At 33.3% G+C, this 24,647-nt stretch carries 28 protein-coding genes and 1 tRNA gene; 5 read left to right on the plus strand and 24 right to left on the minus strand.

Annotation, left to right across the window (positions count from 1 at the left end; genetic code table 11):
- Positions 1–178 precede the first annotated feature (178 nt).
- From AB671_RS06125 to greA, 7 genes are all read right to left on the minus strand, one after another.
- A tRNA-Met gene (locus AB671_RS06125) sits at positions 179–252 on the minus strand.
- A 44-nt stretch (positions 253–296) separates the two neighbouring features.
- Positions 297–1,580, minus strand: a complete 1,284-nt coding sequence (locus tag AB671_RS06130) for a TlpA family protein disulfide reductase (RefSeq protein WP_066675969.1) — start codon at positions 1,578–1,580, stop codon at positions 297–299.
- A gap of 61 nt (positions 1,581–1,641) precedes the next feature.
- Entirely contained in the window at positions 1,642–1,881 is a 240-nt protein-coding gene (locus AB671_RS06135; protein WP_082987245.1) for a hypothetical protein, read from the minus strand.
- Between the two features lie 9 nt (positions 1,882–1,890).
- Positions 1,891–3,900 carry a T9SS type A sorting domain-containing protein gene (locus AB671_RS06140; protein ID WP_066675974.1) on the minus strand — a complete coding sequence of 670 codons (2,010 nt, stop codon included), beginning with the start codon at positions 3,898–3,900 and terminating at the stop codon, positions 1,891–1,893.
- A 74-nt stretch (positions 3,901–3,974) separates the two neighbouring features.
- Positions 3,975–5,162, minus strand: a complete 1,188-nt coding sequence (gene clpX / locus AB671_RS06145) for an ATP-dependent Clp protease ATP-binding subunit ClpX (protein WP_066675976.1) — start codon at positions 5,160–5,162, stop codon at positions 3,975–3,977.
- Positions 5,163–5,227: 65 nt separating this feature from the next.
- The gene (locus AB671_RS06150; RefSeq protein ID WP_066675978.1) at positions 5,228–5,617 is read right to left on the minus strand and encodes an HIT family protein; all 390 of its coding nucleotides are present in this window, start codon (positions 5,615–5,617) and stop codon (positions 5,228–5,230) included.
- A 30-nt stretch (positions 5,618–5,647) separates the two neighbouring features.
- Positions 5,648–6,118 carry a transcription elongation factor GreA gene (gene greA / locus AB671_RS06155; RefSeq protein WP_066675979.1) on the minus strand — a complete coding sequence of 157 codons (471 nt, stop codon included), beginning with the start codon at positions 6,116–6,118 and terminating at the stop codon, positions 5,648–5,650.
- Between the two features lie 109 nt (positions 6,119–6,227).
- Here greA and AB671_RS06160 point away from each other — a divergent pair, with 109 nt between their 5' ends.
- The 3 genes from AB671_RS06160 (at position 6,228) to AB671_RS06170 (ending at position 8,237) form a co-directional block, all read left to right on the plus strand.
- Entirely contained in the window at positions 6,228–6,683 is a 456-nt protein-coding gene (locus AB671_RS06160) for a hypothetical protein (RefSeq protein WP_066675980.1), read from the plus strand.
- Positions 6,683–7,132, plus strand: coding sequence for a D-aminoacyl-tRNA deacylase (gene dtd / locus AB671_RS06165; protein ID WP_066675981.1), 450 nt, complete (start codon positions 6,683–6,685; stop codon positions 7,130–7,132). Before AB671_RS06160 ends, dtd begins: the two co-directional genes overlap by 1 nt.
- Positions 7,133–7,343: 211 nt before the next feature.
- Complete coding sequence (locus tag AB671_RS06170) at positions 7,344–8,237, plus strand: hypothetical protein (protein WP_157444149.1); 894 nt, start codon at positions 7,344–7,346, stop codon at positions 8,235–8,237.
- 70 nt (positions 8,238–8,307) lie between these two features.
- Here the strand turns inward: AB671_RS06170 and AB671_RS06175 are convergent, their stop codons facing one another.
- The 10 genes from AB671_RS06175 to AB671_RS06225 form a co-directional block, all read right to left on the minus strand.
- Positions 8,308–8,823, minus strand: a complete 516-nt coding sequence (locus tag AB671_RS06175) for a hypothetical protein (RefSeq protein ID WP_066675983.1) — start codon at positions 8,821–8,823, stop codon at positions 8,308–8,310.
- 43 nt (positions 8,824–8,866) lie between these two features.
- Complete coding sequence (locus AB671_RS06180) at positions 8,867–9,382, minus strand: hypothetical protein (RefSeq protein ID WP_066676071.1); 516 nt, start codon at positions 9,380–9,382, stop codon at positions 8,867–8,869.
- A 1-nt stretch (position 9,383) separates the two neighbouring features.
- Positions 9,384–10,760, minus strand: coding sequence for a DUF4153 domain-containing protein (locus tag AB671_RS06185; RefSeq protein WP_066675984.1), 1,377 nt, complete (start codon positions 10,758–10,760; stop codon positions 9,384–9,386).
- A 163-nt stretch (positions 10,761–10,923) separates the two neighbouring features.
- Entirely contained in the window at positions 10,924–11,274 is a 351-nt protein-coding gene (locus AB671_RS06190; RefSeq protein ID WP_228390890.1) for a ubiquinone biosynthesis protein COQ4, read from the minus strand.
- Positions 11,275–11,287: 13 nt separating this feature from the next.
- Positions 11,288–11,575 carry a hypothetical protein gene (locus AB671_RS06195; RefSeq protein WP_066675986.1) on the minus strand — a complete coding sequence of 96 codons (288 nt, stop codon included), beginning with the start codon at positions 11,573–11,575 and terminating at the stop codon, positions 11,288–11,290.
- Between the two features lie 276 nt (positions 11,576–11,851).
- The gene (locus AB671_RS06205; RefSeq protein ID WP_066675989.1) at positions 11,852–12,700 is read right to left on the minus strand and encodes a metallophosphoesterase; all 849 of its coding nucleotides are present in this window, start codon (positions 12,698–12,700) and stop codon (positions 11,852–11,854) included.
- Between the two features lie 18 nt (positions 12,701–12,718).
- Positions 12,719–13,009 carry a hypothetical protein gene (locus AB671_RS06210; RefSeq protein WP_228390891.1) on the minus strand — a complete coding sequence of 97 codons (291 nt, stop codon included), beginning with the start codon at positions 13,007–13,009 and terminating at the stop codon, positions 12,719–12,721.
- A 67-nt stretch (positions 13,010–13,076) separates the two neighbouring features.
- Complete coding sequence (locus tag AB671_RS06215; protein WP_066675991.1) at positions 13,077–13,367, minus strand: winged helix-turn-helix domain-containing protein; 291 nt, start codon at positions 13,365–13,367, stop codon at positions 13,077–13,079.
- Between the two features lie 6 nt (positions 13,368–13,373).
- Positions 13,374–13,994, minus strand: a complete 621-nt coding sequence (locus tag AB671_RS06220) for a hypothetical protein (protein ID WP_066675993.1) — start codon at positions 13,992–13,994, stop codon at positions 13,374–13,376.
- Position 13,995: 1 nt separating this feature from the next.
- Positions 13,996–14,613: a hypothetical protein gene (locus AB671_RS06225; RefSeq protein ID WP_066675995.1), complete on the minus strand. Its 618-nt coding sequence runs from the start codon at positions 14,611–14,613 to the stop codon at positions 13,996–13,998.
- A 101-nt stretch (positions 14,614–14,714) separates the two neighbouring features.
- On the opposite strand from AB671_RS06225, the gene AB671_RS06230 reads away from it, so the two are divergent.
- Both AB671_RS06230 and AB671_RS06235 read left to right on the plus strand, forming a co-directional pair.
- Positions 14,715–16,316, plus strand: coding sequence for a class I SAM-dependent methyltransferase (locus AB671_RS06230; protein WP_066675997.1), 1,602 nt, complete (start codon positions 14,715–14,717; stop codon positions 16,314–16,316).
- A 131-nt stretch (positions 16,317–16,447) separates the two neighbouring features.
- The gene (locus AB671_RS06235) at positions 16,448–16,987 is read left to right on the plus strand and encodes a GNAT family N-acetyltransferase (RefSeq protein WP_066675999.1); all 540 of its coding nucleotides are present in this window, start codon (positions 16,448–16,450) and stop codon (positions 16,985–16,987) included.
- Between the two features lie 28 nt (positions 16,988–17,015).
- Here the strand turns inward: AB671_RS06235 and AB671_RS06240 are convergent, their stop codons facing one another.
- The 7 genes from AB671_RS06240 to AB671_RS06270 form a co-directional block, all read right to left on the minus strand.
- Positions 17,016–17,780, minus strand: a complete 765-nt coding sequence (locus AB671_RS06240) for an enoyl-CoA hydratase/isomerase family protein (protein ID WP_066676001.1) — start codon at positions 17,778–17,780, stop codon at positions 17,016–17,018.
- Positions 17,781–18,088: 308 nt separating this feature from the next.
- Positions 18,089–18,853 (minus strand): methyltransferase domain-containing protein, encoded by a 765-nt coding sequence (locus AB671_RS06245; protein WP_066676003.1) that lies wholly within the window; start codon positions 18,851–18,853, stop codon positions 18,089–18,091.
- A gap of 108 nt (positions 18,854–18,961) precedes the next feature.
- Entirely contained in the window at positions 18,962–19,426 is a 465-nt protein-coding gene (tnpA, locus tag AB671_RS06250; RefSeq protein WP_066676007.1) for an IS200/IS605 family transposase, read from the minus strand.
- A gap of 160 nt (positions 19,427–19,586) precedes the next feature.
- Complete coding sequence (locus AB671_RS06255) at positions 19,587–20,276, minus strand: SMUG2 DNA glycosylase family protein (protein WP_066676008.1); 690 nt, start codon at positions 20,274–20,276, stop codon at positions 19,587–19,589.
- The gene (locus AB671_RS06260) at positions 20,276–21,040 is read right to left on the minus strand and encodes a DUF4241 domain-containing protein (RefSeq protein WP_066676009.1); all 765 of its coding nucleotides are present in this window, start codon (positions 21,038–21,040) and stop codon (positions 20,276–20,278) included. Before AB671_RS06260 ends, AB671_RS06255 begins: the two co-directional genes overlap by 1 nt.
- Before the next feature lie 153 nt (positions 21,041–21,193).
- Positions 21,194–23,683 carry a phenylacetic acid degradation bifunctional protein PaaZ gene (gene paaZ / locus AB671_RS06265; RefSeq protein ID WP_066676011.1) on the minus strand — a complete coding sequence of 830 codons (2,490 nt, stop codon included), beginning with the start codon at positions 23,681–23,683 and terminating at the stop codon, positions 21,194–21,196.
- A 121-nt stretch (positions 23,684–23,804) separates the two neighbouring features.
- A complete protein-coding gene (locus AB671_RS06270) occupies positions 23,805–24,632 on the minus strand; it encodes an alpha/beta hydrolase (RefSeq protein ID WP_066676013.1) in 828 nt (275 codons plus the stop codon).
- Positions 24,633–24,647 lie beyond the last annotated feature (15 nt).

The following is a 24,647-nucleotide window of genomic DNA, read 5'->3' on the forward strand; positions in this document are numbered from 1 at the left end:
TGCAACTCAGAGGAGTAAAGGATAAATCTTTCTTTCTATTTAGATTATCAAAACTTTTTGCTTAGTCCCCAACTTTTGAGACTGAGCCCAGGTTTTGATACTGTTCCCTGATCCCTCAAAATATCTTTTAAATTTTAAACACAAAAAAACCACAATCAATGATTGCGGTTTAAAATTGTAGCGAAGACGGGAATTGAACCCGTGACCTCAGGGTTATGAATCCTGCGCTCTAACCAACTGAGCTACCTCGCCTTTTTGGTGGTGCAAATATAGAAAATATTTACTTACTACCAAAATTATTTTAACTTAAAATATTCTAAAACATCACCAACATGGCTGGGCTTACTGATAATCTTATTGTTAGCATCTAAAATAAAATACGTTGGTGTTGCATGAATATTATAAATTTCAGCAAAAGAACTGTTCCATCCTCTTAATTCAGAATCGTTGATCCAAGGAAATGCGGCAATCTTGGTTGTATAAGCATTTTTATCTGTATCTAAAGACATCCCGATTATCTGAATATTTTTCGCCTGCATCTCTTTATATTTAGTTAAAAGTTGCGGCAATTCGCTTTCACAATGTGAGCATGTTGAAGACCAAAAAACAATCACCTTTTTATCCGCTTTTACATCAGCTATCGACTTCGCATTAGTATTTACTGCCGAATGGAACTTATAGGCCGGAAAAACAGCCCCAATGTCTGTAGCAGCATTAGATTTCAAAGTAGAAGCCAAACGGTCATTAATGGTACATTTTAAATCTTTCGCTAGCGTAAGGTATTTCGTTTTAAATTCATTCATATCATACACATCAAAAATATCAATCAATTCCGAGAGTACGGTTTGTCCACGAGGTGTTTCAACATTTAATTTATTGATTAAAGTATCTACAGAAGTATTGACATTAGTATTACCTCCTACGTTAAGATAGGATACCAGAATTGGACGTAGAAGAGACGAGCTCTCCAACATATCATTTGATTTGTCTATAAAATTTACAATTTCCTCTTGTGTTACCTTTTTCTCAGGGTTATTTGAAAGGAATTTATTATAATTGGTATTATAATAATACACAAATGGGTGCTTTGACTGATCTATACTGCTTGTTCCAGACAACCTGCCCATCTCACTGTTTAGTGCTTTTCCAAAGTCTGTATTGTCTTTATAATATTCTTTAATTTGCACCAATGCAGGAAGAATCATTTCTTTTTTCTGAGAAGATTCCTGAATACTATTCATCAACTCATTTGATTCATCCTGATAAATTATATTCTGAATTTTATTTGCTTTTGTATCAAGCTTAATACTTATATTTTTATTTTCAGAAATAAAACTTACAGAATTGTTGGTATTAGGAAAGTACACTTTCATCATCCCAGAATAGTTCTTAGGATACTTAAAAGTCCAGACATTTCCTTTACTTTTTTCTTTGGTAACAATAATATCTTTTGAGCCGTTCAATGTATATAGAATAGCTTCTTGTTCATTAAAATCCGGTTGCGACTGGATATTCACAGAAAACTGTGCGTTTATTGAAAATGCCAGCAGCATTCCTGACAATACAAATATCTTTTTCATAATGTAAAAATAAAAAAACTCTCCGACTAATCAGAGAGTTTCAAATATTTTAATGTTATTTTTATATTTTTTGAGTTTTGTATCTTTTAGCGAAATAGGCAATCACCAGAATTGCTACTATCGCTAATACATAAACGTACATATCGATGGGAGAAGTAGCGACTGAACCAGGACCATCAGCTTCAGTTTGCGGATCAGGAGGAGCACCTGGACCTCCTGATATTGTCCCAGAATTCCCTTGAGCAAACAAAGATAGTTGAGATACAAACAATGCGAATAGAATAATTAATTTGTTTTTCATAAATACTTTTTATCTCATTATTTTTGTGTTATATACTTGTCCGTTATCAGCCTTTATTGTAACCAAATAACCATTATTTATTTGTTTAGGAATATTTAACGTATGATTAGATTTTGTATTAACTCCTTTTTCAGAATTAATTAGTTTACCACTCATATCAAAAATTGTAATATCAGCATTTTTCCAATTCTTGTCAAATATAGCTACAAAATTATCTGAAGATTTTTCATAAGTTACAATTGTAGCACTTTTTTTAGTTAAATCTGAAGTTCCTAAAACAGTTTCTGGCTGTGGCTCTCCATAATAAAGACCTGCCTGAGTAACTGACCCTGCACTTATAACCTGATTTTGAGATAACATAACGTTGGCTCCATTAATCTTTATCCAAAAACTTTCACCTGCGCTTAATGCAGATTGGTTTGCAGGAATTAAAGCAGCATCTTCTCTAATTTCAAATTTCAGCTTACTTATCGCAGGAGAGTTAAGTGTTAATGGTATTTTTTTATGTAAAAAGTTCACCTCATTAGCTTCATTAATATATAAATTATATTGAGAAGCATACGTAGGATCTATTCCACCGGTCATATACTCTTCATTGGTATAAATAGGTCCGTTTGTAGGTGTATTATCGCTATTATATCCTATATTAGCTTGTAAAGTTGCCACTGAGCTATATCCAGTCGTTGCATTATCACGAACTACATAATATGTTCTAGAAATTTCATTATCCTGACTATCTAAGGCAATAACACCTAATTGCTTCAAGGTTGATGAAGGGCTATTTTTTGCAGCAGTAACAGAATAAGATCCAGCAGCTCTTGCGGCTGTCGCAAAGCGTCTTGTCGTATTAAAATTTAACAATCTGTTTAAACTAGCAGCAGAATATGTAGTTATTAAAGTAGGATCAAGTTTAATATAAACAACTCCCAAAGGCTTGATTACTAAACTATTCACATCACCTGCAGGAATAGTACCACCTGTAGAAGTATTACGGCTAAATGTTACGGTTCTATTTGTAGTTGTTGTTGTCCCCCCTGAAGTAGAATAATTTACTCCTTCTTGTGAGAATCTTATCCCTTTAATCGGAAGTCGATTGCCATCTGTTGTTCCTGGCTCATCCACATCTGCACCAATCCAGCTTAAATCAACATTAGTTAAAAAAGGATTACCATACTGATAAAGTTCTTTTCCATAATTGGTAGTCCAGCTTGTATCAAACGGATCATTAATATAAGAGTAATATCTTTCACCAAAAACATTCAGATTTCCCCCTGTACTTCCATAGTTAACTCCTAAACCTCCATTTGCAAGATTAATGCTATTTGTAGCAGCTACAGCATCTGAATAAGGAACTCCTTTTAAAGTAAGTACATCTGAATTTGCAGGAGTAGGATTCCATCCACTAGTTCCTACTGCAAAATAAGTAGTTGGACCATACAATACAGTTGAATTTCCGGAATCTGTAGAGCTAGCAGGATTAACAATTCTCATTACCGTCTTGGTATTATCCCAATATGCTAAAGACGAAGTTGATCTATTACCTGTAAAATTAACTGCTTTTCCTAAATCAGTAGCAATACTTTGTACTGTTTTATTAGCAAAAGGGAAAGCCATTTGTTGAAAACTTCCTTGGTTAAGAGCTTTATACTCCTTATCTACAATACCTGTAATTTTATCTTGCGCTAAATTCGTTATGTACAATTGTCCATAGGTAGAAGTTGCATAAGTTGCTAGCGAAGGGGAATTTAATCGTAAAATAATATTGGTCCCAGTCGTTTTAGGGTTAGAACTTGCATCAATTGTCCTGAAAACGTCCGTCGCATTACTTCCTACAACCATCATATTACCATGAAGATCAATGTTACCATTACCTCTGGTCTGTACTCCTCCCCCATTGTAAACGAGGGCGCCATTACTTACATACATTTTAGCGGTGTCGTCTACGTGAAGTAGAATAGTCTGCGCCTGAACAGATAAACCGGTTGCTAAAATTCCGATAGTTAATAAACTTTTTTTCATTGTATACTGTTTTTCTTGTGTCAAAAAAAATATTCAGTGTAAAGGTATAACTTTTTTTTAAAAAAAAAACAAAATCACTTAACAATCAAAATATTATCTTTTGTAAGAATAATCTCATCATGCTCTCCCACGGTAAACATATAGTCTTCTAAGACTTTTTCAGTAGTTCCTCGTAAGCCTCTAGCACCCAAACCTTTCTCCATCGTCTCATCCACAATAATTTCAATAGCCTCATCTGTAAACACTAATTTTGTACCGTCCATTTTAAAAAGCTCCACAAACTGATTGACAATAGAGTTTTTAGGCTCTTTCATAATTCTAATCATCGTCTCTTTGGTCAACTTTTCTAGATAAGTAATGATTGGAAACCTTCCCAAAAGCTCAGGAATTAATCCAAATGAACGAAGGTCTATAGCATTAATATTTGTTAAAACATACTCATCTTCTTCTACTTTATTAATCTTTTCAGCACTGAAACCGATGGCTTGTTTATTCATCCTTCTTTCGATAATTTCTTTAATACCATCAAAAGCACCTCCCGCAATAAATAAAATATTCTGAGTATTTACCTGAATATATTTTTGGTCAGGATGCTTTCTGCCCCCTTGTGGCGGAACATTCACAATGCTTCCTTCCAAAAGTTTCAACAAACCCTGCTGTACACCTTCTCCTGAAACATCTCTTGTAAGACTCGGATTATCAGATTTTCTGGCAATTTTATCAATTTCGTCAATAAAAACAATCCCTTTTTCTGCTTTTTCTACATCGTAGTCGGCAACCATTAAAAGTCTTGAAAGAATACTTTCAACATCTTCCCCCACATAACCAGCTTCTGTTAAAATAGTAGCATCAACAATACAGAAAGGAACATTAAGTTCTTTAGCAATGGTTTTAGCTAAAAGCGTTTTTCCCGTTCCTGTTTCACCAATCATGATAATATTAGATTTCTCTAGCTCAACTTCACGGTTTTCATCCTTCGCATGCAGTAATCTTTTATAATGATTGTATACCGCAATTGAAAGTTGTTTTTTTGCCTGGTCTTGCCCGATGACATAATGATTAAGAAATTCTTTTATTTCCTTAGGCTTTTTAAGCTCGTCCATAGATTCAGCTGGTGAAAATCCTGCCGGCGAAACGGTATCCTTTACAATAGAATGTGCCTGCTCGATGCAGTTTTCACAAATAAAGCCATTTTGTCCTGAAATCAGCATTTGCACTTCATTTCTTTTCTTACCACAGAAAGAACATTGGTTTGAATTCATCTTGATTATTGATATATGATTAAAGAAAATCGTAAAAAATTTCTTTTTTACGATTTTCTGTATTGTTAAGAATTAATTATTAAATTTTGAATTTCTGAATATTCTTCCGCAGAAAGTTTCAGTCTTTCGTTTTTAAAGTTCATTTCTTCCACTTTATTTAGCGGAATCAGATGAATATGAGCGTGAGGAACCTCTAGCCCTACCACAGCTACTCCTACTCTTACACAAGGTATTGCATTTTTCACTTTTCGAGCAACTTCCTGAGCAAAAGCCCAAAGATTTTTGTACTCTTCGGTTTCCAAATCAAAAATAAGGTCTACTTCTTTTTTGGGAACAACAAGTGTATGACCTTTTACCAAAGGCATAGCATCTAAGAATGCTACAAAATTTTCGTTTTCCGCAATTTTATAAGCAGGAATTTCTCCATTGATTATTTTTGTGAAAATTGAGCTCATTTTTATAAAAGTTTAAAAATTTTATTTTTTTTAAAGTGTAATTTCTAAAACTTCAAATGATAATTTGTTACCGTTTGGAAGGACAATCTCAGCAGTCTCGCCCACTACTTTTCCTAATAATCCTTTTGCAATAGGAGTATTTACCGAAATCTTCCCTGTTTTCAAGTCACTTTCGTTATCCGGCACCAATTTAAAAGTCTGTTCTTTCTTTGTATCATTATTCATTAATCTTACTGTAGTAAGAATCGAAACTTTTGAAGTATCAAGTAGCGTTTCATCAATCACTTTTGAAGTAGTAACAACATCTTTTAGTTTAGAGATTCTCATTTCCAACATTCCTTGCGCCTCTTTTGCTGCATCATATTCTGCATTTTCCGACAAATCTCCTTTATCTCTTGCCTCAGCAATCTGTTGAGTAATTTTTGGTCTTTCTATTTTTTCCAATTGCTCCAGCTCAGCTTTCATTTTATCTAATCCGACCTTAGTTACATAGCTCGCCATAATTTTAAAATTTAGTTTTGGTATAAAAAAAATTATCCGACATTTGCCGGACAATGTTTTTGTTTGTTAATCGTTATTGTTTTACAAATATATAAAAATTTATATAGTAATGAAAAAAACTTTCTCAATCATATCAATCTTCACCGTACTGACATTCAGTTTTTTAAATATCAACTCATGCAGTAACCGTGATGATACTGTGAGCTGTTTTCCTAACTCAACAATTAATGTAATTCTTCCTTTAAATTCAATGCCACTCCAAAATTCGAATCTACAAAATCAACAATGGACATATATTGACATGGATGGAGCTGGAACAAGAGGTTTAATAATTTTTAAAGTAAGTAATAATGGGTATGCTGCATACGACAGAAACGCACCACATATTTGCCCAGATAACAATACTACTTTAACAGTAGATTTTCCAAAAGTAATTTGTCCAAAAGACAATGCTAAATGGTTTATAACAACTGGAGAACCGATTGAAGTATCATCTCTTCCTCTTAAAAGATATTTTTGCAATTTTGATCAATCCACAAACACAATTACAGTTTATAATAATTAATGAAAGCAGTTATTCAAAGAGTTTCTGAAGCTTCTGTAAAAGTAGATGGAAAAATAGTTGGTGAAATAAACACAGGCTTTATGCTCCTGGTTGGGATTGATGAAAACGATGAAAAGACAGATGCCGACTGGCTAGTACAGAAAATTTTAAACCTGAGAGTTTTTAGTGATGAAAATGACAAACTCAATTTATCTATTAAAGATATTAATGGAGAGATTTTGTGCATCAGTCAATTTACTTTGATTGCAGATTACAAAAAAGGCAATCGACCATCTTTTATAAAAGCAGCAAAACCCGACAAAGCGATTCCTCTTTTTGAATATTTTAAAGAAGAGCTTTTAAAATCATGTTTAAAAGTTGAAAGTGGTATTTTTGGAGCAAATATGAAAGTATCACTCACAAATGACGGACCTGTCACTATCGTAATGGACACGATTACAAAACAATAGCAATCCCTAACTATACAATAATTGTCTCTTTCTAATGAATTACTTCCACTCAATAGCTTAAATCTATATCATTCGTAATAAAACCTATTAAAAAACATAGAAAACACCGTATAAATACGGCAAAACAACAAAATTCACATTAAATGTTGTTTATTTTTGGAATTATAATATATTTTTTATATATCTTTATAACACCAAAAACTAAATAACCATGAAAAACTACTACCTTATTGTAGTCCTATTTATAATGGGTTACAACGTCAATGCACAAGTGGGTATCAACACCAATAATCCTAAATCTACTCTGCATGTTCAAAAGAGACCAGAACTTACTTTTGCAGACGGAATTATTCCTCCAAGAATTTCTGGAGATTCACTTAGATTAAAGGCACCGGCTTATAATCTTGCTCAAAACGGAGCTATTGTTTATGTAACAAGCCCTGTAACCAGCCCTCTAATAAATGAGCTCAAAACCCAGGATGTAGCAAGCACAGGTTTCTTTATGTTTGATGCTTATTACACCCATCCTAATTCCACTCAGGGAATATGGAATAAAATTGCCGTTAATGATTTAGGAATGGATACCGGAACTTACGCAGCAAATTTTAAGGGAAATCTTTCATTGCTGAATATCAGTCTTGGTCTATTTACCAGCAGTTTTAATTATCTCCCATTGAGTACATCAGGCGGGACAGTTACTACTGAAATAGCATCTTCTCAAATTGTAAGCAACGAATATATCGTACCCTCTACGGGCCTTTATCATATTGATTATAGTTTTAGAACCGGACAGGGAGTTTCTGCTCAGCTTTTAGCCAGCAACCCTCCAGGAATTGCTATTGTGAAAACGGTGGGAGTTGGAGTAGCAACTGTACATACACTTTTAGATTACAGAGTGTTCGGAGGCGTTAATTTATTAGATTTATCTAGTATACTTGGGCTAAATCTTGTTGTAATTAATATAACCCTTACTCAGGGGCAGATAAGCCACATTTACAAACTCACTGCAGGAGATAGGTTGCGGTTTGGTTTAGTACAAGGTGGACTTAATTTGGGAGTGATTACAGATAAGTCTGCAGAACTTTCGATTTACAAAATTAGATAACCAAAATTTTTTATACAACAAAAGCTTTCTTACAAAATAAGAAAGCTTTTGATGTTTATGTTAAAAACTTTTATCTTACCGGAACGCTGCTAAAGTTTAGCGCAACTTTAATATTCATATCAGAGGTTGTTTGATTTTTAAGTTCGTAAACCGTTCTTACTGTTAAACCCGAGCTTTTCACTACAGAATCCAGAAAACCAGTGTCATTGTTTAAATCTAAATTTAAACTTGAGAAATTGGTATCAATCGCAGACCTCGATGCTACTAGCTTTTCGCCAGTTCCGTTTGATGAAATATAGATTTTTACCGATTTTAAAGCACTTAAATTACCTCCGCTTGGTGAAACTACAGAAATTTTAGCATCTGAAATTCTAACATCTTTTATCTGCGCATTATTGTTTCCCCCTACCCAAGTCTGCACGTTTGATGCTGTGGCAGTAGAAGAAACTTCTTTATCTGCAGGTACTCCCGTAGAGATTAAAACATTGGTTGTGTACGGAAATGTATTTTGTACAATCGACTGTACCGCTCCACAACTCGTTAAAATCATTGTAGAAGCTATTGCTAATGAAAATATATTTTTCATATTATTAAAATTTGAAAATTACATTTGCACAAACTATACCAAATTACTCTATTCTTACAGAAAAATGTCCTGAATTTTCACCTTCAGCCATTAGATTTTTCCCAATGATAAGCCATACTTCTCCTTTACTCGAAATCTTATAAGAAATATCTCTTCCAAAGGGACCGTCATATTTTCCGTCGGGTGTTTTAATTTGGTTGAAACGAATATTCATCTTATTGTTTTCAGGGATAATTGTCGCTTTTAATTCACCTTTATTATAGTTTGTTATTCTAATTACAAGTTTTTGAATTTTATCGGTAAATTCACATTCTAGTGTACTTGGAAATTTTTCTCCATCAATTAATTTGGTAATTTCTCCATCTTTCACTTCACTTTTACTATTGATAGGAGCTTTTAAAGTATCCTTATTAATTTTAATATTTTGAGAATCTACTTGAGAAGTGTTTGCAGACTGTTCAGAAACAATAATTGAATCTGTCTTTTTATCCGTTGCCAGCGTCTCTTTTTTACAGGAAATTATTAACAACGGAATAATTATAAGAGCATATTTTTTCATATTATTTAGTTTTAATAGTTTCATAATAAAGGATTTTCGATAAAGCTGTTGATGATTTTTTAACTTTTATCCTTTCTAAAACCTCTTTTTCCAGTTTTGAATTTTTCTTTTCTTCAGCATATTTTAAAAGATATTTTTCGCTGAAACTAATTGTATTTAAATGATAATTTATGGCAAAATCTGAACGTTTCATATTTTGAGAGGTAATGATCCCACCCCAATTGATAAAACTGCATACTAAAACCATTCCATAAAAACACCAGCTCATTGAGTTGAAAAGAAATGCATTCTTCTTTTTAAACTGAATTTTGTAAAAGGTAAGGATCAAACCGATCAATGATAAAAGCAGAAAAGCGTAAACACCAAGTCTTTTGTACGTAAAACCGTAGCTTGTAATATATTCTGTATTTTTTAACATTGCGGAAAAGACTAAAACAGCATTCAGAAAGATCCAGATCTTTGCGAAGATTTTAAGCCAACCAGCCTTAGGATCGAAATTAAAATTAGATTTAAAATAAAACATGATCACCAAAATTGCCATTGCAATCGACATAATGACGGCATTTACTCTTTCATGAGTTTCTTCAGAAAGTTGATTTGGAGATTTGACCGCTTCATAAAACTGCTCATAATTATAGGTTACAATAAAGAAAATCAATAATATATTTAACGAGATCAATGAAATGACACCACTTGTTCTTTCAGAATCCAAATCAAGAAAAGAATAAGTAGGTTTCTGAATTTTATCTTTTTCTTTAAAATCATTATCTAAAAAATGATTCTGCTTGTAAAACTGTTTCTCAACTACAAAATTGAAGAAATTGAAAGCAATGAAAAAGCCTAAAGCTCCGAGACCAAAAACCTGAAAAAGATTAATGTCTAATTCGTAATTGGTAAAAAGATTTGCAAAATGATCGCTTCCCATTGCATAAATTCCGAAAAATGTAGCCACGAAAACAAAAGGAATAAAAACAAAAGCAAATATTTTCTTCCAAAAACCAGATTTTTCGCTTTTCGGAAACCATTCATTAAAGCTAAAAACTCTGCAGATAAATGTAAAAAAATTGACCACAAAGACCGGAACGAGAAAAAGACTCTTCAGCCTCTTGTTTTTAGACCGGAAAGAAAGCAGCAAAAGTGAAACTACCAATGCCAGAAACGAACTAAAATCGCCAAACCAAGCAAAAGCCATGCTTGACAGAATACTTGTTGTAAAAAGCATAAAAAACGTTTTGCTGCGGTTTCTTACCGGGGGTTTAATAAGCGTTAAAAGTGAATATAGAACGCCTAAAATACCAAGATTTAAGCCTACATTTTCGTTATAAAATAAAACGATGAATGCGATGGTGCTGAAAAATATATAGTGATGTGTTTTCATGAGGTTAAGGTTGAAGTTGAGATTAAGGTTAATAAAAAACAGGGGTTTCTTTTTGTCGGAAAAAATCTTGGATATTTTCAAAATTCTGCCACAATAAAGATTCAAAATCGATGTGGTGAAATGATCTCATATTTCTTCCTTTCTGATAAGCATTACGATACATTTAATAATATTCCGGAAGGATAATGCTTCCTAAAACCACCGCTGCCAAAAGATGAGCATTAAGCTTTCCGTTTCCAAGAAGCAAAAACTGCATTGCGATTTCGTCTTCGAAATTGGTTCCGCAACCAGTTAATAAATGATGTACGTCGTGGTTTTCCATTTTAGGAATCATTGTAAAACCGTGTTTTTTATAAAATTCACCGAGCTTTCTGCCTAAAGAATCTTTGTGAAATTCCAGCAATTGTTTTTCATTAAACTGCCATTGTCTTTTTTTCTTTTTGAAATATTTTCTGTAGAGTTTTTGTGTTTTGTCGTACACGAAAAGGAGGAATTTGACGCGTATTTTTTTCATAGTTTATTTTTTTTTAATTTGAAATTAAAAATCCATAGAGAAGTAAAATGGGTAAGTTTAAAAGAATAATGAATGATGATTTTAGGCAAATTTTAAACTGAGCATTATTAAATGAGCCATATATAAGCAATACCAAAAAGATTGTTATATTAATCATAGTTCCAAGAAAAATAAAATAGCTTCCAAATATTGCAAACCCAATTATATTTGTTAAAAAGAAACCCCAAAAGCAAATATTACCTAATAAGAATGTAATTGCAAAAGTTAGTTTTCCTATATTAATAATCGTTGAATCTTTCATAGGTTATATATTAAAAGTATGTAAAGTACAATCAGTATAGGGAAGTTGAAAAACAGCATAACTGCTGAATTTTTAAATTCCGTTTTATTCTCTGGAAATACATAATATAAAACGAAGAGTAGCAGTATTGAAAAGAGATTGATAATTAAATTGAATGCCGACAAAAACAATAAACCAAGCGCAAGTTCGTCCTGTGTTTCAAGAATCATCAATAAAATAATTATAATTCCAATCAACCAACTAATGCCGAAATAAACTAATGCGACATTATTTAGTTTAAACTTCTTCATCACGTTCAAGCTTAAAAACCGTTATTTCCGGACGCACCATAAAACGTACCTGATAAGAATGTCCTAAAGCCCGGTTGATATACAACATTCTTCCGTCTTTCAAATCAATTTCTCCGGAAACATACTTTCTGTTTTCTACCGGAAGAATTGGCGTAATCACTCCCGGAATTCGGCATTGTCCACCGTGAGTATGACCACTTAAAATCCAGCCTTGATAACCATTCCAGACATCTTTGTCGCAAACATCAGGATTATGACAAAGTACAAGATTTGCTTTTTCAGGATCATAATCTTTCATCACTTTCATCGGATCAAAATTGGGTGACCACAAATCATCGAAACCGATAATATTTAAGCCATGAGATCCTGTTTGCTCGTTTTTAAGCATGGTAACGCCATTATTTTGAAGAATGCGATAGATCTCTTCTGAAGAACCCAAATCTTTCCAGTTTTTACCGTAGTCGTGATTTCCGAGAATTCCGAAAGTTCCCAGTTTCCCATAAACCGCTTTTGCCATAACTTTTTCTAAGTTTTCATGATCTTCTTCCGTACCGTGATTCACATAATCTCCGGTGTACACAACAAAATCAGGGTTGAAATCTTGTGCTTTTTCGAAAGATTCAATCAGAAAATTCCAGTCGAATCTGTTTCCGACATGTAGATCTGAAATTTGCATCAAAATCTTTCCTTCTAATTCTTCAGGTAAATTTTTAATAGGAAGCTTTCGCTCTACAAACTCTACCCAAAACGGCTCAATTTGCCAAGAGTAGAGAAATGGCAAAGCTCCAACTGCTGAAAGCTGCAAAAGTCTTTTTAGAAATTTTTTCCTAGTCATTATTTCAAAAAATCAAAATTAGCTTCCGGCAAAAGGTGTCCCGAAAAGTCCCACCGCAAGTTCAACCCAAGTAAGGATGAGAACAAACAAAACCACGACGCACAAAAGAATTTTGTAAGTTTTGTTTTTTACGATCCGACAAATCAAATCGATAATAAGAGCTGTACCGAATAAAAGAATTCCTGCAATAAGAAAATCGGAGGAAGACCAATTGAACTCTTTAGAAAATAGATTTCCAAGTACCGCAACTCCCATTATTAGAGCAGGTACAGAATAAATCATTGCTGTTTTTTGTTTTTGTATCATCATATTATTTTAATTTTTAAAATTAAAAGTACTTTGTATTTCAAAGTTAATTTTCAAAAAAATATAGACTTTATCTGCCTATTAATTTTTCTAATGCATCAAGATGTTCGGTAAATGCAATTCTTCCCGACTGTGTTACACGGTATGAAGTTTTAGGTTTTTTACCAACAAATTCTTTTTTTACTTCAATATAATTAGCCTTTTCTAAGGCATTGCTGTGACTTGCCATATTTCCATCTGTGATTTCAAGAAGGTTTTTCATTTCAGAAAAATCAACCCAGTCGTTCACCATAAGAACGGACATAATGCCCAATCTTACACGGCTTTCGAATTCTTTGTTGAGTTGACTGATGTTAATCATAATTTTTTAATTCTTATCTGGAAAACACTGAGCTCCTATTGCTCCCCCTCCGTATTGAAGAGCTAAATATCTATTAACTAAAATATATTCACATTGGTTATTATATTCAGTTCTATCGGTTTGAATGCTTTGAAAAATATTAAACGAATACATTCCTAAACCACTTCTTTTAAATCCGATTTTTATTGGCTCTCCATCTTCTACAGATATACAGTTTGCTTTATCTAGTTTAACTTTTAATTCTGTAACAACATCTACTTCCCAATTCAGAATATTTTTCAGACTATCATTCTGTAAATCAGCAACCCTAACATCCCACCCTTGATAAATTACATTAAAAGCAGAGTCTTTACTAGTAGTGATTTCTAATCTCTCTAATATTTCGTCATCTTTAAACTCGATATCTATAGAGTAATTTTTAGGTTTTATTTTATTATAATAACTTACTAACTCTTTGATTTCAATTTCTTTTGAAAAGTATTCTTCTTTTAGCTCAGAGGTTGAATAAATTTTGTCAAAACTCCCAAATGCATAGCCAATCATTAAAGCCATTGCAAGAAAATATATTAAACATATTCCTCCTGTAACACCTAGAATAATGAGTAAATATTTAAGAAGTTTTTCCATTCTATTTATACTTCTTATGCATAATCAAACCATACACAATATGCAAAACGCCAAAGCCAAATGTCCATGCAATCAATCCCCACCCTAAAAAAAACAAAGAAATAAGTCCTAAACCAATTTGGCAAAATCCTAAATATTTCACATCAGTTAAAGTATATCGCTCTGCATTTACCAACGCCAATCCATAAAAGATCAAAGTGGCGGGAGCAACTAAGGTAAAAAGGTGATGGTACAATAAACCCAAACATACAAATCCACCCGTCACTAAAGGGATTGCAAAGGTAAATAAAAGTCTTTTGGTGGTCGCATCCCAGATTTTCAAACCTTTCTTTTTACTTTTGTTGGCTGTAAAAAAATATCCACTTAAAACGGCAACTACCAAAATCACAGTTCCTGTAATGACCAATTCATTAACAATTTTCGAACTGGAAATTCCTCTTTCTCCATCAAAATAATTAAGACCTTCCCTATCAAAAACATAAAATACATATCCCGCACCGATAATTGCTGCTAAACCTGCAACTACTCCGGATAATCCGCTTAATGAGATAAATCTTGAAGATCGTTCCATCATAGAACGAATGTGCGATAAGTCTTCGTGATAGTTTTTTGACTCCATATAAAAGAACTTTGAATTACAAAGTTATATTTAATTTTCAAATAACAAAACTTTTATTGAAATATTTTGTTCAAATTCTTAACTTTAAAAAAATGTATTGTATGGACAAAGAAACTTTGCGCTCAGAAATATTCAGACATTTGGATGGCGTCGTTACAGCCCCCATCGTTGCTTCGTTGATGAAAAAAGAGATTATTGCTTTCATTATCGAGCGACAAAAAATGTCTTTGAGCGAACTTTCTGAAGAGTTTAAAGCCAATGAAGGGTACTTGAATGTTGCAATTCGGGCTTTGGCATCGCAAGGCTTTTTAGATCATGAGGTCGATAACCAGACTGATCAAATATCATTTTCAGCTAATAGCAAAACTCAGTTTCTGCAAAAATACAGTTTGCTTTACCTTAAAGTCATTTCTTTTTTAAAACATTCTACTGATATTAAAGATCAGATCAACGAAAATTCATTTATTGAAGAATTTACACGATTGAGTGATTCTGTGAAAGATCATTTTGGAATTCAGCTTTCTGATGATAACGAAGAAAAAGAAATTCAGAAACAGATCTTAAAACATATTGAAGGATGCATCATCGGGCCTGTGATCGTCTATCTCGGAATGACAGGAATGTTTCATAAATATTTTATGGAGACTTCATTTCAGGCGGCAGAATTTCATAAAAATTCAGAAAATTTTGAAGTGATTCTAGACTTCCTGGCTTATTTAGGTTGGTTTAAAAAAACTGGTGGCAATTATAAATTTACCGAAACCGGAATTTATTTTGCCAAAAGAGCGCCATCTTATGGGGTTACGGTTTCTTATCTTCCGTTGCTGAATAAAATGGATAATCTTTTGTTTGGTGATGCGTCAAAAATAAGAGAAATTGCAGATGGTGAAGACGAAATTCATGTTGACCGAGCAATGAATGTTTGGGGAAGTGGCGGTTCGCATTCCAATTATTTTAAGGTCGCCAATGATTTTATTATTCAAATTTTTAATCAGCCTATTCATCTCCAGCCGAAAGGTGTTTTAGACATGGGTTGCGGAAACGGCGCTTTTATTCAACATATATTTGAAACCATAGAAAGGTATACCATTCGTGGGAAAATGCTCGAAGAACATCCTTTGTTTTTGGTCGGTGCAGATTACAACCAAGCTGCATTGAAAGTAACCAGGGCCAACCTCATCAACAACGATATTTGGGCAAAAGTAATTTGGGGCGACATTGGAGATCCGAAACAATTAGCCGATGATTTAAAAGAAAATTATGAGATCGACCTTTCAGACTTATTGAATATCAGAACTTTTCTGGATCATAACAGAGTTTGGAAAACTCCGGAAAACGATCATCCTACAAGGGTCAGCACGTCAACCGGAGCGTTTGCTTACCGAGGAAAAAGGCTTCCGAATAATTTGGTAGAAGAAAGCCTGAAAGAACATTTAGAACTTTGGCTTCCGTACATCAGAAAAAACGGACTTTTAATTATTGAACTTCATGCTTTAGACTCTAAACTGACCAGCGAGAATTTAGGAAAAACTCCGGCTACAGCGTATGAAGCGACGCATGGTTTTTCTGATCAATATATCTTGGAAGTTGATGTTTTTAAGAAGATTTGTCTGGAAACAGGCTTGCAAATTGATAAAGAATTATTCAGAAAATTCCCTAATTCTGAGTTGGCAACGGTGTCGATTAATTTATTGAAAAACTAAATTTCAATATATCTCACGCAGATTTATATTATCTAATTTTTTTTTTTGCTAAATCTGTTTAATCAGCGAGAATTAAAAAATTATATAAATCAATATCAAGAATTTAAATTGGTAAAATTAGACGGGAAAAAATGACATTTGAAACAATAGAAACAGAACGTCTCCTGATTCAAAAACTAGATTCAGAAACGATGAATCAAATTTTTGAATTGAATAATGATGACGAAATCACGAAAATATTAGGTCTTACTGATGAGGAGTTTATTCGACAGAAAAAAATCTATCAACAAGGTTATGAGTCCTACAATCGAAAAATGTTGAACTTTCAGATTGTAGAAAAGCAAAGCTCAGTAATTATCGGAAACTGCGGTTTTCATACCTGGAACCCTCAACATCATCGAGCAGAAATTGGTTACGCTTTGAATGCTGATGAATTTAAAAACAAGGGTTATATGAAAGAAGCTGTTGAAAAAGTGCTTGAGTTTGGCTTTGAAGAAATGCAACTCAATAGAATTGAAGCTTTGATCGATGAAAACAATACCCCTTCAAAAAAATTGTTAGAGCATTTTGGTTTTAGCCGAGAAGGAAATCTTCGTGGGCATTATTTGGTGGATGGAATTTTTGAAGATTCAGTATTATATTCTTTACTGCAATCTGAATATAAAAAATAAAGCGTTGAAAATCTCAACGCTTATTTTTTTATTTTGCTCTTAATCTTTCTTTAATTACCTCAATATTTTTCTTCGCAGAATCTTCGAGAATTAAACTTGCACTCATGTGAATTCTTGCGGGCATTAATTCATTGAAATGTTCTGTTCCTTCCCATGAAACTTTTTTAATTAAAGCTAAAGCGTCTTCGCTTCTTGTTGCCAGTGTATTTAAGAATTTTTCTAGTTTAGCATCCATTTCTGCAATATTTTCTGAAACTGAATGATAAATATTGTGTTGCTCTGCCCAATCTGCCGATCTGAAATCTGCATCAATTGCCATTGCCGAAAACTGAGATTTTCCGATTTTTCTTTCTACATAAGGTCCGATAACGAAAGGTCCGATCCCCAAATTGATTTCGGTTAAAGCTAAAGCAGAATCTTTGGTTGCAAAACAGTAATCTGCACCACAAGCCAATCCTACTCCACCACCGGTAGTTTTCCCCTGAACTCTTACCACTACGATTTTTCCGCAATTTCTCATTGCATTTAAAACTTTGGCAAAACCTCCGAAAAATTTGGTAGATGCTTCCAGTTCTTCAATTGCCAAAAGCTCATCAAAACTTGCACCAGCGCAGAAAGCTTTTTCGCCTTCACTTTTTACAAGAATTGCTTTTACTTCTTTTTTAGCTCCTTCTTCTAAAATTGTTTCTGCTAATTTTTCAAGAATCGCTCCGGGAAGAGCATTACTTTTTGCTGTTCCGAAAGTAATTTCGGCAATATTATTTTTAATTTCTGATGTTACAAAATCACTCATTTCTAGTCTATATTCGATTTATACAAAAGTACTAAATAAAGGACTTTTGAGAAAACTAATATCTTAGTTTTTAGCTTTAAAAACAGAAAAATTAAAACTACATCAGTATAAATACTGATTTTTAAAATACGGTATTTGTACTCTATTCTACTCTATTTGAAATCTGTTAATTTGTGATACGAAAAAACTATAAAACTAATGACCATGAAAGCTTTTACTCAATGCTAAAAGTTTTCGATCAACGATTCTAGGCATAAATGAAAAATTCTCCGTTCCTCGGAGAATTTATTTTTTTTATTGGAAAACATTTATTTTCTTCCGTACAGTAATATTCTTTTAAATGCATAGATAGCAGGAAACGAATCAAAATTTTCCTCAATACGCTTTTTATATTCATTAATAAATTTCGCTTCGTTCACTTCATCCAATCTTTCCAAATAGGGAATCAGAGCCGAGCCAGAAATAAACTTAAAGAGTTTTTCAGCATCTTCAGCAATGATTGGATAGACTTTTACAGAAATATTGAGGTCTTTCAAACCTGAGTCAAACATTATTTTAGCATATTCATCCAAACTTAAGACCGGAGAAACCCTGTTCCAATCCTCAAGCTGAGTTTTAAAAGGTTCTTCCGAAGCGAGTTGAAAAAGGATTTGGTTGAGCCTATTTTCAGATTGCACAGGCATTTGAACTGCAAATTGTCCTTTTTCACTTAATAAAGAAAGCAATTTGGGAAACAGTTTTTCATGATCATCCGACCATTGCAAAGCCGCATTGCTAAAAATAAAATCCCATTTTTCGTCGGAATCATATAACTCTTCAACTGTTTTTTGTTTAAAATGTAAACGGTCATTCTGAAATAAATTAGATCCTGCAAGCATTTCAGCAGAAGAATCAATTCCTAAAAACTCTGTATTTGAAAATTTTTCTGAAAGAATTTTCGTTTGCTCGCCCGTTCCGCAACCTATATCGATGGCTTTTTTTAGATTTTCCTGTGAAATTAAATTCATCAAATCGAAAAAAGGTTGATAACGGATATCTTTAAATTGGTTGTAAACTTCAGGATCCCAAGGCATATTTATATTTTTTAGGTTGAGTAAAGGAGGGATTCCGTAGGAACCTTATCTGTGTAGAAAATAGATGGTCTGATGAGGGCGCGTTCCGTAGGAACGCTATCTCTAATTCTAATCGTAAAATTCAAACAAATACTGTTCCTGAAATTCAATTTCAAAAGCATTTAAAAATTCTATATATTCTTCTTTAAAAGTTTTCTTTTTATGATGTAATTCTTGATTTAAAATATAATTTACAACTTGCTCTTTCTGACTTTTTGCGTAAGAAAATGCGCCATAACCTTGTTGCCATCCAAAGTGATTTAAACATAACTTTTTTTCATTGATAAAATTTGTTGATTCTGTTTTGACAGTTTTTACCAAATCTGAGATGGTAATTTGCAAATTTTTATAACTAAAAAAAATGTGAATATGATCAGGATTCGCATAAATAGCCAAAACTTTTTGACCTTTATTATTGAAAATACCACAAATATATTTTTCAATTTCATCACGAACAGAGTTTATAATTTTATTGTCTCTACATTTTGTGGCAAAGACGAGTTGAATATAAAGTTGTGTGTATGTGTTTGGCATTTTACATTTTTTTAGATAGCGTTCCTACGGAACGCCGAATTACTAATCATTATCTTTTCTACACAGATTGCATTCCTACGGAATGCACCATTCTACGATAAATTTCATAGAGAACAATACTCACTTCAAAGAAAATTTCAGAATTTTTAAATCCAATAATTTATTTGTCCTTTAAAGCTAAAATATACTTATCAATATACAGATCTTTTTCTTTGGATTTATATTGCTGAATATATCTCGGATGTTCCAAAACAGTCATTTTTTTAAACAAATCAGCTTCCTGATTTAGTTTTGAAATAAAATCGGCATTCTTTTTTCCTAAAATAAAAACTTCTGAAATATCGAGATTCAAACTGATATGCTTTTTTAAAGTATCAATCATAAAATCTTTCACCTCATTGAAAAGTGCTTTATCATCATAATAATTCGCATTAACCCAGTTCCCTTTTGATTTCCTTACAATCGCCAACGGAAACGGAGAGTTGATATAAATATCTCTGTAAAATTCATCCGCTCCGCCATAAGCTGCAATCATATCATAAATAAAAACCGAAGAAACTTCATGCGTATAAGGAGATTCCATTTTAATTCTGCAAACACTTTCCAATCGTTTTGTATCGGTGAATGGAACTCCGGTAACTCCCGCTCCATGACGACTCGGATTAATTCCAATCAAAAATTTTCTTTGGTTTGAGTCATCATAATATTTATGATAAAACTTTTTCATGACAACCATTGTTTCAATATTATCTAAATACGGATTCAGAACCTGAAAATCTTTCGGTAACTTTCCGGAATACTGTAAATTCCGATTAAATTCTATGACTTTATCCGCAAAAGTTGCATTCATTAGTTCAGAGAAACAAAATTTTGTGGCTGATCATTTTCGCCTTCCTCATCGTCATCATCACTTAAAGCCAATTCGATATCAATAAACTGAATGTACAAGCCACAGATTTCTCCATTTGCATCGTAAGCAAAATACACAGGATAAGATCCGTCACCAAAACCGCTTGCAAACATAGGAATTTGAAATACTGTATTTGGAATCGTCCAGTTAATCCAATCTCCTGCATCTCTTTGATTGGTGGGGTTTTCTTTATAACTCTGAGCAAACAATTCTGCAAAATAATCGTCATAAATGTTATCCACATTCAAGTCAGCTATAAATTTATCAAATTCAGGAAGCGCTTCTGCATCTGCAATGCAACCTAATCCGGCATCAACATGAAAACCAAAAAAATCATCTTCTTTTACTCCATCCAAATTTTCATTTCCAATTAAAGCTTCCTGATAAAGGATTGGTTTTTCATTAGTAAATTTCACCTTTACTGCAGCGTATCTATCACCCCAATCTTCAGATTTTACAACAGCAATTGTAACAGGAAAATTTCCTTTGGGGGTTTCAATAAAATACGGTTTTTGTTTTGAATTCAGAAAAACCAAAGGATCTCTCACCACAACTTTTCCGGAAAGCAAAGAAACATTTCCTATTTCCATAACTTCCATTTTTTCACCTGCAATTTCTTCTGAAGTGAAGTATGATTCCAAATCTGTAGGGCAAGTAAGAATATGTTTTACTTCTGCATATTTCTGCATCCAGTTTTCTTCCATGATAAAATATTTTTTGAATTGATTTTAAGTTTGAAAATAATGAATAAAAATTAAGGCATGAAATCTGGAATGTGTTTTAACAAAAGATTATAAAAAAACAGTGTAACAAAAATTGCTACACTGTTAAATTGTTTTATTGTTAAATTTAAAATATTAAATCAATCCAAACTGCTCAAAATGATGTGTAAAATGTTTCTTATGCATTAGCTCCCACATTTCTTTATTCAATTTTCCGAACACAAAATTCATATGTTCAGCCTGTGGATTTTCTTTGTAGTAAATAGAAAATCTCTTTAAATTATCTAAGAAAGACTGTTTTGCAGCATCAAGATTTTTATGTTTTAATTCTAATAAAGTTCCATCTTCAGCCAAGAAAGGTGCAGGGAAATCTTTTGGCATTTTTCTGTGATTATACAGAGAATCTTGCCATTTTTCTAGCTGTTCTTCAGGAGTGAAACATTTGTCAGCTTCCGGTTCACCTAAACTTACCAAAACGCCATGTTCCAAATGCTCGATCATTTGCTGAGGAGACATTTTCCCCCAAGCTGGCTGAGTATTTTCAGATAATCCGTTTACAATTTTCTGAACATTTTTAAGGTCGATAAAAGGTGAATGTTTAGCCACTAAAGTTAAAATTGTCGCTACGCAAACTACCTCTTCTCTTTGGTTCACTACTTCAACCAACCATTTTACAACACCAGAAGGAATATTTCTTCCTTTTACTCCACGGTTGATCTTTTCTTTTGCCGTTAAATAAACCGTAATCGTATCTCCTGCATAAACAGGTTTAAAGAACGAACAGTTTTCTAATCCGTAATTCGCAATAACCGGTCCTTTTTTCCCTGAAACAAATAGTCCTGCTGCTGCAGAAAGGATGAAATATCCATGAGCAACGGTTTTATCGAAAATAGTTCCCGTTAAGCTTGTAGCATCCGTGTGTGCATAAAAATGATCCCAAGAAACATTAGAGAAATTAACAATATCCGCATCAGTAACTGTTCTTCCTGCAGTTTCCAAAGAATCTCCAACCTCAACATCTTCAAAATATTTCTGGAAAGGATGTTTGTCAGAATATTTTTTCTCAGCACCTTGCTGATAAACCTTTGTGATTGCAGTCAAAATATCGGGAGAACCTTGAATTGCTGTTTTCTGAAGGAAGAAATGAAGACCGTTCAATCCGCCCATTTCCTCTCCACCACCTGCTCTTCCAGGACCTCCATGCATTAAAGTAGGAAGCGGAGAACCGTGACCTGTACTTTCTTTCGCATTGTCTCTGTTCAATACGAAAATTCTACCGTGCTGAGAAGCCATTTTCCACGAAGTTTCGGCAACAAATTTTTCATCATGAGAAATGATAGAACCTACCAAACTTCCTTTTCCTCTTTTTGCCAACGCAGCCGCTTCTTCCGCATCTTTGTAAGGCATCAATGTAGAAACCGGACCGAAAGCTTCTACATCGTGAGAAATATTTTTAGTGAATGGAGAATCGTTTAAGAATAATTTTGGACTCATAAATGCACCATTTTCATAGTTGGCATCTATCAATTCGTGTTTTCCTTCGTAAACAAGCTCGTTCTCAGTTTTTAAAATATCAACTTTTCTTAAAACCTCATCATACTGCTGTTTTCCAACCAAAGAACCCATTCTTGTTTCTCTGCTTAATGGATTTCCTATTTTTGTCTGATCTAAAGCTTTTGATAAAGCATTTTGAACGTCACCAATTAAATTTTCAGGAACAATAATTCTTCTGATTGCTGTACATTTCTGCCCAGCTTTTGTAGTCATTTCTGTACGAACTTCTTTGATGAATAAATCAAATTCAGGAGTTCCCGGTTTTGCATCCAAACCAAGAATTGAACAGTTCAAAGAATCGGCTTCCATATTGAAACGAACTGCATTTCCAGCTACAGAAGGTAAAGATTTTAATTTTCTACCTGTATTTGCAGAACCTGTAAATAATACAGAATCTCCGTCCTGAACATAGTCTAAAATATTTCCCGGTTCACCACAAACCAATTGAAGTGCCCCTTCAGGAAGAACACCACTTTCGATCATATCCTGAAAAACCGCATTCGTTAAATAAGAACCAAATGGCGAAGGTTTCACAATACTTGGAACACCTGCCAATAAAGATGTGGATAACTTTTCTAACATTCCCCAAACCGGAAAGTTATAAGCGTTTATCTGTACAGAAACCCCTTCACTCGGCGTTAAAATGTGAGCTCCCAAGAAAGTTCCGTTCGCAGAAATTTTCTGAGTTTCACCATCTACCCAAAAAGGAGTATTCGGAAGCATTCTCTTTGCCAAACCTGAATAGGTGAAGAAAGTACCAAAACCACCTTCGATATCTACCCAAGAATCTGCGTGTGTTGCTCCTGTTTTATATGATAATTCGTAATATTTTTTCTTTCTTTCTAAAAGGTAAAGCGCCACTTTTTTCAACATTTCTCCACGATCGTAGAACGTCATGGATGAAAGGTTTTTGTAACCTACTGTTCTTCCATAATCGAGAGCTTGCTCAAAATTCAGACCTTCTGTATCAGAAATGGCAACCTGCTCTCCTGTCACAGCGTTGTACAAAGGAATTCCGTTTCCATTTCCTTCGACCCATTCGCCGTAGATATAGTTTTTTAATTTTTCCATAAAATATTTTATATTTTAATTTAACGATGTATCAATCTAGCAGTTTACCAATCAGATGATTCGAAAATCTCAGTATGACATTATGTAATTGTTAGATTTTTACATTGGTATATTGTTACATTTATTTTGGTTCTTGATACGGAAACAATTTCACCAAACCTTCATACAAACTTCTGTGAAGAATGGTTGCGTGATTGTCTGTTTCCATCATTTTATATTCTACCGTCCAGTTTTTCTTGTTTGATTTTTTCAGAACATCGTAGAAAGCTTCAGCATCTTTTACCATTACCGGGTGTTCCCCTTTTCCAACAGAAACATAAACGAATTTTTTAGTATCTGGAATTTTAGCTAACAATTGAGGAGCCTGTTTCAAGAGACTTTGATCATCCCACCATAAACTCGGACTGATGATAAAATAATTATTAAACATTTCTGGCTTTTTCAACAAAATTTCCGTTGCTAAAAGTCCACCCAGCGATTGTCCGAATAAATATTTATCAGTTGTCTTAAACTGACTTTCGATATAAGGTTTTAATTCCTTTTCAAGAAAACTAATGAATTTATCAGAATGTCCTGTTGTAGGATAATCTTTCTGTAAATCTTTTAAATCCGTATGAAAAGTAAAATCTTTCTTTCGGTCAATATTCGCAATTCCCACCACGATAGTTTCCGGCATCGAATACATTTGATTAAAGAATTGAATCAATCCTGTAACGTGAATGAAATCTTCGTTCATACTTCCATCCAGAAGATAGATGATTGGGTAAGATTTTGTTTTGTCGAAATTTTGCGGAAGATAAATGTTCAGAACTCTATCTTCATTTAAAATCTTAGACTTTATGGTTCTAATTTCTCCAATAGTCAATGGTTTTACATTTTTAGTCTGAGCGAAGATCAGAGATTGAAATGCAAGCAGAATACTGCAGAAAATGAGAAGTTTTTTTAACATATTTAAATTTAAAGT

The sequence above is a fragment of the Chryseobacterium sp. BGARF1 genome, assembly GCF_001677955.1.
Classification (GTDB): domain Bacteria; phylum Bacteroidota; class Bacteroidia; order Flavobacteriales; family Weeksellaceae; genus Chryseobacterium.

Coding starts and splice junctions, on each gene's coding strand:
- AB671_RS06235 (WP_066675999.1), top strand. CDS start 16,448: ATGACATTTGAAACAATAGAAACAGAACGTCTCCTGATTCAAAAACTA.
- AB671_RS06160 (WP_066675980.1), top strand. CDS start 6,228: ATGAAAAAAACTTTCTCAATCATATCAATCTTCACCGTACTGACATTC.
- AB671_RS06240 (WP_066676001.1), bottom strand. CDS start 17,780: ATGAGTGATTTTGTAACATCAGAAATTAAAAATAATATTGCCGAAATT.
- AB671_RS06205 (WP_066675989.1), bottom strand. CDS start 12,700: ATGACTAGGAAAAAATTTCTAAAAAGACTTTTGCAGCTTTCAGCAGTT.
- AB671_RS06130 (WP_066675969.1), bottom strand. CDS start 1,580: ATGAAAAAGATATTTGTATTGTCAGGAATGCTGCTGGCATTTTCAATA.
- AB671_RS06270 (WP_066676013.1), bottom strand. CDS start 24,632: ATGTTAAAAAAACTTCTCATTTTCTGCAGTATTCTGCTTGCATTTCAA.
- AB671_RS06230 (WP_066675997.1), top strand. CDS start 14,715: ATGGACAAAGAAACTTTGCGCTCAGAAATATTCAGACATTTGGATGGC.
- AB671_RS06260 (WP_066676009.1), bottom strand. CDS start 21,040: ATGGAAGAAAACTGGATGCAGAAATATGCAGAAGTAAAACATATTCTT.
- AB671_RS06170 (WP_157444149.1), top strand. CDS start 7,344: ATGAAAAACTACTACCTTATTGTAGTCCTATTTATAATGGGTTACAAC.
- tnpA (WP_066676007.1), bottom strand. CDS start 19,426: ATGCCAAACACATACACACAACTTTATATTCAACTCGTCTTTGCCACA.
- AB671_RS06210 (WP_228390891.1), bottom strand. CDS start 13,009: ATGATGATACAAAAACAAAAAACAGCAATGATTTATTCTGTACCTGCT.
- AB671_RS06135 (WP_082987245.1), bottom strand. CDS start 1,881: ATGAAAAACAAATTAATTATTCTATTCGCATTGTTTGTATCTCAACTA.
- AB671_RS06150 (WP_066675978.1), bottom strand. CDS start 5,617: ATGAGCTCAATTTTCACAAAAATAATCAATGGAGAAATTCCTGCTTAT.
- AB671_RS06255 (WP_066676008.1), bottom strand. CDS start 20,276: ATGAATGCAACTTTTGCGGATAAAGTCATAGAATTTAATCGGAATTTA.
- AB671_RS06215 (WP_066675991.1), bottom strand. CDS start 13,367: ATGATTAACATCAGTCAACTCAACAAAGAATTCGAAAGCCGTGTAAGA.
- dtd (WP_066675981.1), top strand. CDS start 6,683: ATGAAAGCAGTTATTCAAAGAGTTTCTGAAGCTTCTGTAAAAGTAGAT.
- clpX (WP_066675976.1), bottom strand. CDS start 5,162: ATGAATTCAAACCAATGTTCTTTCTGTGGTAAGAAAAGAAATGAAGTG.
- AB671_RS06140 (WP_066675974.1), bottom strand. CDS start 3,900: ATGAAAAAAAGTTTATTAACTATCGGAATTTTAGCAACCGGTTTATCT.
- AB671_RS06185 (WP_066675984.1), bottom strand. CDS start 10,760: ATGAAAACACATCACTATATATTTTTCAGCACCATCGCATTCATCGTT.
- AB671_RS06220 (WP_066675993.1), bottom strand. CDS start 13,994: ATGGAAAAACTTCTTAAATATTTACTCATTATTCTAGGTGTTACAGGA.
- AB671_RS06195 (WP_066675986.1), bottom strand. CDS start 11,575: ATGAAAGATTCAACGATTATTAATATAGGAAAACTAACTTTTGCAATT.
- AB671_RS06175 (WP_066675983.1), bottom strand. CDS start 8,823: ATGAAAAATATATTTTCATTAGCAATAGCTTCTACAATGATTTTAACG.
- AB671_RS06190 (WP_228390890.1), bottom strand. CDS start 11,274: ATGAAAAAAATACGCGTCAAATTCCTCCTTTTCGTGTACGACAAAACA.
- paaZ (WP_066676011.1), bottom strand. CDS start 23,683: ATGGAAAAATTAAAAAACTATATCTACGGCGAATGGGTCGAAGGAAAT.
- greA (WP_066675979.1), bottom strand. CDS start 6,118: ATGGCGAGCTATGTAACTAAGGTCGGATTAGATAAAATGAAAGCTGAG.
- AB671_RS06225 (WP_066675995.1), bottom strand. CDS start 14,613: ATGGAGTCAAAAAACTATCACGAAGACTTATCGCACATTCGTTCTATG.
- AB671_RS06245 (WP_066676003.1), bottom strand. CDS start 18,853: ATGCCTTGGGATCCTGAAGTTTACAACCAATTTAAAGATATCCGTTAT.
- AB671_RS06180 (WP_066676071.1), bottom strand. CDS start 9,382: ATGAAAAAATATGCTCTTATAATTATTCCGTTGTTAATAATTTCCTGT.